At 66.6% G+C, this 12,774-nt stretch carries 11 protein-coding genes; 9 read left to right on the forward strand and 2 right to left on the reverse strand.

What is annotated here, in order from left to right; all coding sequences use genetic code 11:
- Positions 1 to 193 precede the first annotated feature (193 nt).
- From ACR652_RS00175 to ACR652_RS00215, 9 genes are read left to right on the forward strand one after another with little or no spacing between them, the layout of a single operon-like run.
- Positions 194 to 1,795, forward strand: coding sequence for a GMC family oxidoreductase (locus tag ACR652_RS00175; protein WP_434504495.1), 1,602 nt, complete (start codon positions 194 to 196; stop codon positions 1,793 to 1,795).
- Complete coding sequence (locus ACR652_RS00180) at positions 1,792 to 2,751, forward strand: CoA transferase subunit A (protein WP_434504496.1); 960 nt, start codon at positions 1,792 to 1,794, stop codon at positions 2,749 to 2,751. The genes ACR652_RS00175 and ACR652_RS00180 overlap by 4 nt, the downstream gene beginning before the upstream one ends.
- Positions 2,748 to 3,611, forward strand: coding sequence for a CoA-transferase (locus ACR652_RS00185; protein WP_434504497.1), 864 nt, complete (start codon positions 2,748 to 2,750; stop codon positions 3,609 to 3,611). Before ACR652_RS00180 ends, ACR652_RS00185 begins: the two co-directional genes overlap by 4 nt.
- Entirely contained in the window at positions 3,611 to 4,525 is a 915-nt protein-coding gene (locus ACR652_RS00190) for a DUF7714 family protein (RefSeq protein WP_434504498.1), read from the forward strand. The genes ACR652_RS00185 and ACR652_RS00190 overlap by 1 nt, the downstream gene beginning before the upstream one ends.
- On the forward strand, positions 4,522 to 5,406 hold the full coding sequence (locus ACR652_RS00195; protein WP_434504499.1) for a phosphosulfolactate synthase: 885 nt from the start codon (positions 4,522 to 4,524) through the stop codon (positions 5,404 to 5,406). Before ACR652_RS00190 ends, ACR652_RS00195 begins: the two co-directional genes overlap by 4 nt.
- Entirely contained in the window at positions 5,403 to 6,917 is a 1,515-nt protein-coding gene (locus ACR652_RS00200; RefSeq protein ID WP_434504500.1) for a lyase family protein, read from the forward strand. Before ACR652_RS00195 ends, ACR652_RS00200 begins: the two co-directional genes overlap by 4 nt.
- On the forward strand, positions 6,914 to 8,275 hold the full coding sequence (locus ACR652_RS00205; RefSeq protein ID WP_434504501.1) for a class-II fumarase/aspartase family protein: 1,362 nt from the start codon (positions 6,914 to 6,916) through the stop codon (positions 8,273 to 8,275). The genes ACR652_RS00200 and ACR652_RS00205 overlap by 4 nt, the downstream gene beginning before the upstream one ends.
- The gene (locus ACR652_RS00210) at positions 8,272 to 9,267 is read left to right on the forward strand and encodes a 1-aminocyclopropane-1-carboxylate deaminase/D-cysteine desulfhydrase (RefSeq protein ID WP_434504502.1); all 996 of its coding nucleotides are present in this window, start codon (positions 8,272 to 8,274) and stop codon (positions 9,265 to 9,267) included. Before ACR652_RS00205 ends, ACR652_RS00210 begins: the two co-directional genes overlap by 4 nt.
- Positions 9,264 to 11,315: an acetate--CoA ligase family protein gene (locus ACR652_RS00215; RefSeq protein WP_434504503.1), complete on the forward strand. Its 2,052-nt coding sequence runs from the start codon at positions 9,264 to 9,266 to the stop codon at positions 11,313 to 11,315. The genes ACR652_RS00210 and ACR652_RS00215 overlap by 4 nt, the downstream gene beginning before the upstream one ends.
- A gap of 23 nt (positions 11,316 to 11,338) precedes the next feature.
- Here ACR652_RS00215 and ACR652_RS00220 read toward each other — a convergent pair whose 3' ends face one another.
- Positions 11,339 to 11,812 carry a type III secretion system chaperone gene (locus ACR652_RS00220; protein WP_434504504.1) on the reverse strand — a complete coding sequence of 158 codons (474 nt, stop codon included), beginning with the start codon at positions 11,810 to 11,812 and terminating at the stop codon, positions 11,339 to 11,341.
- A 49-nt stretch (positions 11,813 to 11,861) separates the two neighbouring features.
- A complete protein-coding gene (locus tag ACR652_RS00225) occupies positions 11,862 to 12,338 on the reverse strand; it encodes a type III secretion system chaperone (RefSeq protein ID WP_434504505.1) in 477 nt (158 codons plus the stop codon).
- Positions 12,339 to 12,774 lie beyond the last annotated feature (436 nt).

Genomic DNA, 12,774 nt, shown 5'->3' on the forward strand with positions numbered 1-12,774 from the left:
CGGACGCTCGTCCTCGACGGTTGCCGTACGCCAGCGGAATGGTTTTGCAGTCAATGCAAATCCCAGCATCCATGGCCCCAGTCCAGCCTCACGGAGAGCCATCCCTGGGAGACGCAGACGGCGGCCTGCCTCTGCTGCTGTCCGGGAAGCGGGCATGCGCTGAGCTGTTCGGCTGTCGAATAAGGGGCGCCAGATGCGAAGCCCGGTCTTCGACTACATCATTGTCGGCGCGGGTTCGGCGGGATGCGTTCTCGCCAGCAGGCTGAGCGAAGAGTCATGTCGCAAGGTTCTCCTGCTGGAGGCCGGCGGCGACACGTCCAGCGAGTGCCGAACGCCCGCCCTTTATGGCCGGCTGCAAGATGGTCCGTGCGACTGGAGCGACCGTTCCACGCCGCAGGCGGGCCTCAACGGCCGACGCATATATGTGCCGCAGGGCCACACGCTCGGCGGATCGAGCGCCATCAACTACATGATCTACATCCGCGGGCATCGCGCCGACTATGACGAATGGTCGACGCTGGGCGCGAAGGGATGGTCCTATCAGGACGTTCTTCCCCATTTCCGCAAGTCGGAAGGCAACCAGAGCATTCGTGATCGCTATCACAATACAGACGGCCCGTTGCGTGTCACGAGCCACCCCGCCAATCCGCTCGTGGAGCGCTATCTTGCAGCGGGGCGGGAAATCGGCCTCCCCGTCAATCCGGACTTTAACGGCGAAACGCAGGACGGTTGCGGACCTTTGCAGGCGACCGTGGCCGACGGCCTTCGATGCAGCGCCGCAGACGCTTTCCTTCAGCCCGCTCGCGCAAGACCCAATCTCGCAGTCATCACGCACGCCCGCGTGACTCGCCTTCTCTTCGACGGCAGACGCGCCGTGGGCCTCGATTATCTGAGGCTCGGAGACCAGCAGCGCGCCTGGGCGGATGGGGAGATCGTTCTCTGCGCCGGCGCCTTTCGCTCTCCCCAAATTCTCATGCTTTCCGGCGTCGGCGCGAAAAAGGAACTTTCGGCAAGAGGCGTGGAAACAAGGCTCGACCTTCCCGGCGTCGGCAAGAATTTGCAGGATCATCTCCACACGCGCGTCAGATGCGCGATCACCCGGCCGCTCACCTTCGCCGGCCTGTCGGAGGCGGAACGCGAAGCGGCGCGGCGCCAATATGACGCCGATCGCGGCGGGCCACTGGCTTCCAATTTTCTGGAAGCTGGAGCCTTCGTATATTCCGAGCCGGGCGAGACGCGCCCGGCGCTGCAATTGTTCTTCCTCACCCAGCTTGCTCCGGATTATCCCGAGGCCGGGCCTCCTGCGCGGCATGGCCTCACCTTCACCGCCTATATCAATCGCCCGCGCAGCCGCGGCGCGGTGACGATCGCCTCCGCCGATCCGCTCGCCCGGCCGGTAGTCGATTTCAATTATCTGTCGGACCCCCGGGATCTGCGCTGCGCCGTCGCCGGCGTGCGATGGAATCTCCGCCTGCTTTACGCGCGGGCGTTTGACGACATCAGAGGCGTCGAGATCGCGCCGGGCGTGGATCAAAGAAGCGACGCGGCGCTCGAAGCCTTCGTGCGCGCCACGGCCTCGACGACCTGGCATCCCGCAGGCACATGCCGCATGGGCGGCGACGACATGGCGGTCGTGGGTCCAACGCTGCGCGTGCACGGCCTCGACGGCCTGCGCGTCGTGGACGCCTCGATCATGCCCACACTTGTTGGCGGCAACACCAACGCGCCGGTGATCATGATCGCGGAAAAGGCCGCGGACATGATCCGTGGACGATCCGAAGGGCCCGCGCCATGACCGTCGCGCCCCGCCCGATTCATACCGAGACCGACAAGCGCAAAACGCTCGACGAACTCGCGGCGATGATCCCTGACCAAGCCGTCGTCGCGGTCGGCGGCGGCTTGTCCTCGCGCGAACCGCTCGCCCTTATTCGCGCGCTGTTGCGCAAAGGCGTCGCCGGCCTCACCGTCGTGGGCTCCGCGCATGGCATCGACATCGATCTTCTCTGCGCCGGCGGCGCCGTCGCGCGCTCGGCGGAGAGCTATGTCGGCTTCGAGCAGGATTTCGGCCTTGCGCCCAATTACAGGCGCGCGCTGGAGTCGGGCGCGGTCGAGACTCAGGATAGCTGCTGCTATACTCTGGTCCAGCAGTTGCGCGCGGCGATCCAGGGCCTGCCCTTCATGCCGCTGCGCTCCATTCGCGGCACGAGCTTCACAGCGCTCCATCCCGAATACAAGCAGATGATTTGCCCCTTCACGGGAGAGGAGCTGCTGCTCGCGCCGGCGCTCGCGCCCGATGTCGCCCTCCTCCACGCGCAATACGGGGATGCGAGCGGCAATCTCGTGATCGAGGGACCGCCTGTCGCCGATGTTCTCTTCGCCAGGGCCTCGCGCATGGTCCTTGCGACCATCGAGAAGCTGCTTCCGACATCGGCCCTGAGCGGCATAGGTGGGACGCTGATCCCCTATTTTTACATCACCGCCGTCAGCGAAGCGCCGATGGGCGCGCATCCCACCGCCTGCTATCCTTTCTATGCCTACGACCGCGCGCATGTCGCGCTTTATCACGCCGCCGCCCAGCAGGGCGCGCATGCCTTCGCGTCCCGCTATCTCGATGTCTTCGTCCATGGCGCGCCGCTCCATGAGGATTACCTGGAACTCATCGGCGGAGAGGCGACGCGCGCGCGTCTCGGGTCCTGGCGCGCAGGCGACGACGCATGGCTCGACCTCTATTGCGAGGAGCCGCCGCCATGACGACGACCTGCACGATCGGCGAAATGATGATCGCCGCTCTGGCGCGCACGATCCGCGACGGCGAACTGGTTTTCCATGGTTTCGGCTCGCCGCTGGCGCAACTCGCCATGCATGTCGCCCGGCGCACCACCGCGCCGCGCATGGTTCTAATTGCCGGCGCGACATATGGAATCAATCCCGACCCGCCGTTCCTCACGCCGACGACAAACGACTGGACGATGGATCGCGGCGCCGCCGGCTGGCTGAACATCGAGGAGCTGTTCGACCTTGCCGCGGCGGGCCGCATGGGACGGATGTTTCTCTCCGGACTTCAGATCGACAGATGGGGCAACTGCAACGTCACCGCGCTGGGGCGGCGCGGTCTGGCGATGAAATTGCCTGGCGGGGGTGGCGGCGGCAACCTGTCATGCGACGCGCGGCATGTCACGCTCTGGACCGCCGCGCATCGCGCCCTGCCCGACGCGGCCGGCCGGCGGCGATTTCGGCTCGTCGAGAGTTGCGATTTCATCACGAACCTCGGCCATCGAGACGCCAGCGGGACGTCACGACAGGCCTATGGGCATGTCGGCGGAGGGCCGGAAGCGCTCGTCACCGAGCTCGGGGTTTTCGATTTCGACGCCGACGGACACATGCGACTCAAAGGCCGATATGCCGACACGACGACGCAGGACATCGTGGACAGCGCGGGCTTCGAGCTGCGCGTCGCCGATGACATTGACGTCATTCCCGCGCCGGATCGTCGCGTCGTGGAGATCATCCGCCAGCTCGATCCGCTGAAAGTCCATGAGCGTGAAATACGGCCTCGGGACATGTCGCGCCGCTTCGACCTTGCTGAAATCGTTCTAAAAGAGAAGGTGTGATGTCCGTCACGCGCGAAGGCTATCGAGACAAGCTGAGTTTTGTCCCCCTCCCCTATCGCGGCGTCAGCGTGCAGCGTTACGACGGTCCGATGACCGAGGTGGCGCTGGTCTCCCATTTTCTCGGGCGCGAGACGTACAGGCGCACGGAATTCATCGTCCTCTGCGCGCCGGGCGGAGGCCATGCCGTCATTGCCGTGGAGGCGGCGGATCGCGGCCCGCTCTTTTCCCCCATCACACATGTCGACGTGCTCGCTTTGCCTGAACGTTGCGTCTATGTCCGCGATCCGCTGACCGACTGTGGCAACTGCTCCGCACTTGCCGCGCTCGCGCTCGCGCATGGAGTCGATCAAGATCGCACCCTCATCTGCGAGGGGAAATTCGACCATGTGAATTTCATCCACCGCCCCGAGCCGCTGATCGTGACAGTGGTTGAAGTGACGCCGCCGCATCCGCCGAAGCTCTTCGATCTCGTGCGCCACGTGCTGAGCTACGCCGACCTTCCCGCCATTGTCCCGAAGCTGGAACGCATCGACCTGCATCGCCTCGTGGCCGGACGACGCGCCGACGCGTTCCTTGTCCCCTGCCGCTCCGGCGGGCTGGAGGATCTCGGCGGCCCCGTTCACTATCTGGATGAACGCCCGCCGGAGCGCCTCGACTGGACGCTGATCGGCTGCGAGCGAAGCCTTCAGTTTCATCGCCACTATTATGGCGACGAGCCGCCGCGCGTCGAAATGTGCCCGCGCGTGATCGCCGGGCGCAGAGGCGAACCCACACTTCTCAAATGCTGCCTGCTGGAGTTCGACATCGAACAGGACGGCGAAATGGTGATCGTGCCCTGGGGCGCTGATCTGCCGATGGTCGAACGCGCGCTGCGGGTTCTGGCCGACAGGACGCGGAAGGAGCGGGCGACATGAATGGATCGGACTCGGCATGGCGCGGCGTCTGGTCGCTCGACGCCATGATCAATCGGCGCATTCGCCGCCCGCGCAGCAGCGGCGTGACGATGGTGATCGACACCGGCGTCGGCCTCTCCGCCATGGCGGATATTCTGGACCTCGCGGGCGACCATATCGACCACTGGAAATTCGGCTTCGGAACGACCGCTCTGATGCCGCGCGCCGCGCTGCAGGCGAAGCTTGCGCTGCTCCACGCGCGGGATATTCTCACCTATCCCGGCGGCACGCTGCTGGAAGCGGCCGTGGTGCAGGAACATTGCCGGGTCTTCATGACCCGGGCGGCGGAACTGGGTTTCCGCGCGGCCGAGATATCCGAAGGCACCATCGACCTCCCCGCCGAACGTCGCCGGCGAATGATCGACTGCGCGCGAAACGCGGGGCTTTTACCCATTACGGAAGTGGGACGAAAGGACCCCGCGCGGCAGCCCGAGGCGGCTGAACTCGCGGATCAGATTTTGCGTGATCTCGACTGGGGCGCGGCCTGGGTGATCATGGAAGGGCGAGAGAGCGGCAAAGGCGTCGGCATTTACGACAAGAGCGGCGGCATTCGCCAGAGCTTCCTCGATGCCGTCATTTCGTTGATCGGAGACGCCGCCGCGCGCCTGATCTGGGAGGCGCCGGATCGTGCGCAACAGGCGTATCTCGTATGCCGCTTCGGCGCGAATGTCAGCCTCGGCAATATTCCGCCGCAAGAATGTCTGGCGCTGGAGGCGCTCCGCTGCGGACTGAGATTTGAAACCTTCATGTCGATTGCCCGCAATTCGCAGGAAGCCGGACTGTGGGACCCGACGCGTGTGGAATCCCCTCAACCCGGCAACGTCGCGAGGACTGAAAAATGAAGCCGGATTCGCGCGCCGCCGCTCTGGAGATTGGCGAACGCCTGTTCGAGGGTCCGTCCAGACATCTCGTCGATATCGCCTTTGCCCGCGAACTGGATGCGCAGGCGCATTTTCAGGAGGCGGTCGGCTGGACCGATCTCGCGCATACGCTCACCCTGATGGAGAGCCGCGTGATCCCGCGCGAGGCGGGCAAAGAGCTTGTTGCAGCGTTGCTCGCGCTTCAGTCGGGGCCGGCGGACTTCTCGCTCGATCCGCAAAACGGCGACCTCTACACCAATCGCGAAGCCTGGCTGACGCGCAGAACGCCCGCGGTCGGCTGGCTCGGCGCCGGGCGCGCGCGCCGCGAGGCGCTCACGACCGCCTTTCATCTCACGCTGTGTGACGCGCTCTGCGGCCTCGCCGACGGCCTTGTGGCGGCGCTTGAAGCGCTCGCGGCCCTGTCCCTGCAATGCAAGGACAGCCTGATGCCGGATTACACTTATCTCCAGGCGGCGCAGCCGACGAGCTTTGGCCATTACCTCCAGACCTTCGCCTGGCCCATCCTGCGCGATCTCGACCGCATCGCGTCTCTTCATGCACGCGTGGATTTATGCCCGGCCGGCATTGGCGCCTGCAATGGCTCGACCCTTCCGCAGGATCGGTGGGCGCTCGCGAGACGGCTTGGTTTTCCCGCGCCTGTCCGACATGCGCGAGACGCCATGTGGCAGGCCGATCTGCCGATCGAAGCCTGCGCGATCGCCGTCGCCGCGACGATCAATCTCGACCGGCTGGCGGAAGACATGATGATCTTCGCCAGCGCAGAATTCGGTTTCGTGCGCCTTGCCGACCGTCATGCGCGCGCAAGCAAGATCATGCCGCAGAAGCGCAACCCCTTTGCGCTCGCCTTTGTGCGCGCGACCGCGAACCGGCTCATCGGCGCGCAGGCGGGCGTGGCCGCCGCGGGGCGCTCGCCCTCGGGCCAGATGGACAATCGCCTGTTCGTCTATGACGCGGCGCCGGACTCCCTTCGTGCGGCAGGCGACGCCGCGACCCTGTTCGCGGAGGTTCTCGCCGGAGTCGCCTTCGAAACAGACCGCGCTTTGGCGGCGCTCGCCGACAGATCGGTCTGCGCCGGCGATCTTGCCGAGCGACTCACGGCGCAAGCCGGGGTCGACTACAGGCGCGCGCATGGGGCCATCGGACAACTCGTCTCGCAACTGGAGGCGGAAGGACGGTCGCTGGCGCAGGTCTGCGTCAATGACCTCCGGTCGGCCTTGCAGCGCGCGGGGACGGATGCGGACCCTGATTGTCTCAACGGCGTTCTCCGGGCGGCGCTCGATCCCGCCCATTGCCTTGCCGCCCGATCGGATCATGGCGGCGCCGCCGGGCCGGAGGTGGCGGCGATGGCGCAGGACCTCCGCGCGGCCGGCAGTTTGCACAAACAGGGCGTCGCGGCTTTGCGCGCACGCCGCGCGGCCGCGATCGACGCGCTTCTCGCCGAAGCGTCCAATCTTGTCGCGAGGGAGGCATGACAGGCTGGTCTTTCGGCTCGTCGATCTATGGCGGCGCCTGGGCGACGCCGCAGATGCGCGCGCTTTTCGACGATGTTCCGCGCACGCGGCGCTGGATCGAGATCCTCGTCCTGCTTGCGGAGATCCAGGCGGAGCATGGCCTCATTCCCGAAGCGGCGGCCAGGGACATCGGGCGCGCCTGTGCGTCCCTCACTGTGGATGCGGCGTTTCTCGCCGAATGCCGGGCGGGCTATGAAGACACCGCTCACTCCACCACGGGCCTCATCGCCGCCGTGGCGCGGCGCGCCGGGCCGCTCGCGGGGGAATGGTTTTACTTCGGCGCCACGGTTCAGGATATCGCGGACACATGGCTCATGCTGGCGCTACGCGAGGCGCGCGGGCTGCTGATCGCCGACCTGGAGGCGGCCATCGCGGCGGCCGAGACCCATTGCCGGCGCCATCGCGACACGCTGGCGCCGGGGCGCACGCATGGGCAGCAGGGCCTGCCGATCACATTTGGATTCAAGGCCGCGAGCTGGCTCGCGGAAATGCGGCGCCACCGCGCGCGCTTCGATGAAGCCGCCGCGCGCATGGATGTTGGCCAGCTCGCCGGCGGCGTCGGCGCGCTCTCCGCATTGGGGCCGGACGCGCTCGCCATTCAGGCGCGCCTTTTCGAGCGGCTGGGCCTGCGCGCGCCAGACATGTCGTGGACGGCGAGCCGCGATATTCTGGTCGAATGGGCGCAGCTTCTCGCGCTTGCGACGGGAACGGCGGACCGCATCGGCCACGAGGTCTATAATCTCCAGCGCGACGAAATCGGAGAAGTGCGAGAGCCGGCGCTCGCGCATGGCGTCGGCAGCATCACCATGCCGCACAAGCGCAACCCGGAGACGGCGGAACATATCGGAACGCTGGCGCGCGTCGTGCGCGCCAATGCGTCGCTTCTCGCCGAAAGCCTCGTGCATGATCACGAGCGCGACGGCCGCTCCTGGAAAGTCGAATGGCACGCAGTTCCGGAACTGACCATGGCGGCGGGCAAGGCGCTGTCGCTGTTGGCGCGGCTTCTGGAACATCTGGAGATCGACGCGGATCGGATGCGCGCCAATCTCATGGCGAGCGGCGGCTTCGCGCTGTCGGAAGGCGTCATGCTGGCGCTTGCGCCGCGCATCGGCAAGCAGACGGCGCATCGCGTCGTTCAGACGCTCGCCGCCGCCGCGCGGCGGGACGGTGTCGCGTTCCCGGAGGCCGCCCGGCGTGACGAAACGATCCGCGCGCATCTTCCTCCCGATGAGATCGAGCGGCTGCTCGATCCCCGGGCGCAACTCGGACATTGTCAGGCGCTCGTCGACCGGCTGCTCGACAAGCGGTCTGCGTCATGACCGGCTGGGCGCAGAGGCTGGAAGCGCTGCCGCGTCTGGGCCTCGTCGTCGAGCCGACGCCGCTGCATCCAGCGCGGCGCCAGGGCGCCGGGGCGCGGCTGTGGTTCAAGCGCGACGATCTCATCCCGGCGGCCTTCGGCGGCAACAAGGTGCGGGCGCTGGACCTCGTCATGGCCGACGCTCTCGATCAGCGCGCCGATACGCTGATCACAGGCGCCGGACCGCTCTCCAATCATGTGCGCGCCAGCGCCGCCGTCGCGGCGCTCGCCGGACTCGCCTGCGTCGCGGTCTATTGGGGCGCGCCGCCGCCACGCGCCGAGGGAAACCAACGGCTGGCGCGGCTTTTCGGCGCGGAGTTGCTCTTCACCGGCGAAACCGCCCGCGACTCCGTCGACGCCGCGCTGGAGCGCGTCGCCGCGCAGACGCGCGCGCGTGGCGGCGCGCCCTATGTGGTTCCGCGCGGCGGGGCCTGTCCGCTGGCCGTGCTGGCGCATGTCCGCGCGGTGCGCGAGACTCTGGCGCAATGCGCGGCGCTGGGGATTGCGCCCGATTGCGTCGTCATGGCCGTCGGCGGGGCGGCGACGCTCGCCGGCTGGCTGCTCGGCTCGGCGCTGTTCGAGGCGACATGGCGCATCGACGCCTTCTCCGTCAGCCGGCCGGCGAGCGAGGCGCTCCAACGCGCCCGCCGCCTTGCGCAAGAGGCCGCGCAGGCCATCGGCGCGCCGGAGGCCATCGAGCAGGTGGAGCTGCGCCTTGTCGATGACTTCATTGGCGCGGGGTACGGCCTGCCCTCTTCCGAGGGACAGGAGGCGATCGCCGCAATGGCGCGCGAGGAAGCAATCCTTCTCGATCCCGTCTACACGGGCAAGGCGATGGCCGGGCGCCGCAGCCTGCTGGCGCGCGGCGCTTACGACGACTGCCGGGACATCCTGTTTCTGCATACGGGCGGGGCGCCCGCCCTGTTTACCGCCGCTGCGGAGATCATCCCATGAAAGACTGGCGAGACGCGCTCTTCAACCCGTCGCGCGTCGCCATCGTCGGCGCCTCCGCCACTCCGGGCAAGGCCGGCGAACTTTTTCTCCGCAACCTGACAAGGGATTTTCGTGGAGAAACCGTCGCTATTCATCCAACCGCGCATGAGCTTCTGGGCGTTCGTGCTTATCCGGCGCTCGAAGCCGTCCCCGCGCCGGTCGATCTTGCGCTTGTCGCGACGCCGCCGGCGTCCCTTCCCGCCGTCCTCGCGGATTGCGGCCGGGCGCGCGTTCCTGTCGCGGTGGTGGTGACCGGCGGCTTCGCGGAAACCGGCGCGGCGGGCGCGGCCTTGCAGCGCGCGGCGATGGAGGCGGCAAGGCAAGACAACGTGCGCCTTGTCGGCCCCAATTGCTTCGGCGTCGTCAGCGTCGCCTGCGGTCTCAACGCGTCCCTGTCCATCGGCCTGCCGCGAAAGGGCGGCGTTTCGTTGATCAGCCAGAGCGGCGCCTATGGCATGGCGGCCTATTCGCGCTCCATCGACGAGGCCATGGGATTCTCGAAGATTGTCGCGCTCGGCAACAAGGCCGATGTGGACGAGGCGGAGATGCTCGATTACCTCGGCCACGATCCGGACACGCGGGTCGTGGCTATGTTGCTGGAGTCGATCGCGAACGGCCGCCGCCTGTTCGAGGCGGTGGCGGCGGTCACGCCGAGAAAGCCGGTCGTCGTGATGAAGACCGGCCGCACTCCCGCCGCGCGGCGGGCCGCCGCCAGCCACACCGCCGCGCTCGCCACCGATGCGGCCATTGTCGCAGCGGCGCTGCGGCAGGCGGGAGCGCATGTGGTCGACGACGGCCTGACCCTGCTCGACGTCGCCAACGCTCTGGACTGGCAGCCGCCACTGCGCGGCAGGAGAATCGCCATCATCACCAATTCGGGCGGAACCGGCGTTGAGCTCACCGATCTTCTCGAAGCCCGTGGGCTCGACGTGCCGGAACTCTCCGCAAGCCTCCAGGCGAGCCTGCGCGCATTGTTGCCGCCGCAAGGCTCGCCGCTCAATCCCGTGGACGTGACGACGGACTGGGCGCGCTTCCCGCAAATGTATGGCGGCGCGGTGGAGGCCCTGATGTCGAGCGACGAAGTCGACGCCGTCGCGCCCGTGCTGCTGCAACGTTCGGCGTTGATCCCCGAGGTGAGCGACGCCGTCATCGCCGCCGGGGCGCGCGCCCGCGCGGCGGGATCGACAAAGCCGCTGCATGTCTGCTGGGTGGCGCCGCGAGCCGCCGACGCCAATCGCGCGCGTCTGCTCGAAGCCGGGATTCCCTGCCATCCATGGCCGTCCCGGACGGCGGCGACGCTCGCCGCGCTGTGGGCGCCTCCCGCCGAGACGCGTCCGCCGACGCCCTGCGCCGCGCCGCGCCCGCCTCTTTCGGCGGGCTGGGCGCCGAGCGCGACGGTGTTCTCTTTGCTCTCGCAGGCCGGCTTCCCCGTCTGCGCCTGCCATATGGCGGCAAGCGCAGCCGACGCAGCCGCCAGGGCCGAAGCGCTCGGATTTCCGGTCGTGCTGAAAGCCGAGCGCGCGGGTCTTGTTCACAAGAGCGACGCTGGCGCGGTTCGTCTCGGACTTGGCGACGGCGCCGCCGTCGCGGAAGCCTTCGACGCACTCGCTCGCGATCTTGGTCCGGGTCCGGCCCTCGTGCAGAAACAGGCGCGCGCGGGCGTCGAGCTCATGGTCGGCGCGCGCCGCGACCCATCCTTCGGCCCGGTCGTTCTCTGCGGTCTCGGCGGCGTCTGGGTGGAGGCGCTGAAGGATGTCGCGCTGCGTCTCGCGCCGGTTGGCGCGGATGACGCGCGCGCCATGCTCGACGAACTGAAAGGCCGCACGCTGCTGTCGGGCTATCGCGGCGCGCCGGCGCTGGACGCCGACGCCTTCGCGCGTCTTGTCGCCGACCTCTCCGCCTGGTTCGCCGCAGCGAATTGGGTCGCCGAGATGGACCTCAACCCGATCATCGCGCATGGCGGTTGCTTCGCCATCGCCGACGCGCGCATGTTCGTCGCGGGACCGTGAGGGCGGTCAGACCGGGAAACGCTCTACGCCTGCAGGAAATTTCCGCCCGTGTCGTCGCTGTCCATCTTTTCGCGATCCGCGCCGAGCAATTCCCAAACGCGCTCACGGCTCGCTTCGATCGTCTCGATGCAACGGTCGATCCACGGCAGTATCCCGTCGCTCTTCATGCTCCAGGCGTCGACGCGAAACAGCAGTGCGACCAGCAACGTTGTCTGATTATAGAGGATGCAGGCCTGCTCACGCTGGAACATCTCGGCGTTCAACGCCATCAGCCTGGCGAGACCTTCCGCGCCGAGCTGCCCCGGAAGCCGGTCGGCAAGCCCGAAAAGCGTCAAAGCGTCGACTTTCTCATCATAGCTCACGGTGACCATCTGCTCATTGAACGACAGGACGACCGATTTGTCCTTTTCAAAGGCCAACTTGGGGATTCCGACCTGCTGGCCCAAAGAGGTGATCAGGCTTTCGGCGTGCTGGCGCGAGTCGATGTTTCCACTCATTTTTCATAACCCCGGAATGACACGGATTGGCTTGGGCAGGCGGTCGCGATCAGGGACGGAAAAAGCTCATTTCTCCGGGATCCATAATTTCTTCTTCAGGCTCGGCGGCGAGAGCCTTCTGCACGGCGTCATGCGTTGTCTCGATCGTTGAAACACTGCGTTCCACCCAACTCAGGAAGCGTTCTTTCGAAAGATCGGCGGCGGTGATCCGGAACAACTGGAAGACCGCAAGTTCGTCCCGGTCATAAACGATGGCCGCCGCATCGTGGTTGAACAGGATCGCGTTCAAATCCATGACCCGCACCATCGCGGCGGCGTCGAGCGGCTCTTCGAGGCTTTGCAGCAAGGTCGAGATCACCAGCGCGCCCGACTCTTCATCGTAAGCCAGGGTGACGGCGATATCGTCGAAAGAAAGCCCGCAAGCGTCTTCCTCCTGCAACGAGAGATCGGAAAGCCCAACCGCTTCGCCCAGAGCGGCAATCAGCGAACCAACAGTTTCTCGTTCAGATCCCATATCACCTTGCATCGCTCTTCTCCTGTGGCCGTCTTCACGGCGTCCCGGCCGCCGCGGGCGCTGCGGCGAGGGACGCTGAATCGGGGGAAAATCGGCTCCGGGAAGAGGCTATTCACAAGCGCGGCGGCGGGGTGTCACGAACATGACAGGGAGAGGAAAAAACGTCTGCGCAGGAGTCTCTGCAAAAACTTGGACGTCGTCCTTCGCCCATGCGCAACGAAGCGCGACTCTCATATAACGATTCAACGTGCAGGCGCGGTCACCAGCGGCGCGCCAATTCACGCATTCTGCACAAGAGCAGGACACGAAGCGGCGATGACCTGCGCACGACGGAAAACCTCGTTCCCAGATCATGTCGCAAAGCTGTCGCCAGGTGAAAACATGCCGCATGGACATACCCTGCTGGAATTCTTAACTCCGATACGCTATATGACTATCTACATAGTCA

Origin of the sequence: Methylocystis sp., from assembly GCF_051061225.1 — a bacterium.
In the GTDB taxonomy this organism is placed as follows: domain Bacteria; phylum Pseudomonadota; class Alphaproteobacteria; order Rhizobiales; family Beijerinckiaceae; genus Methylocystis.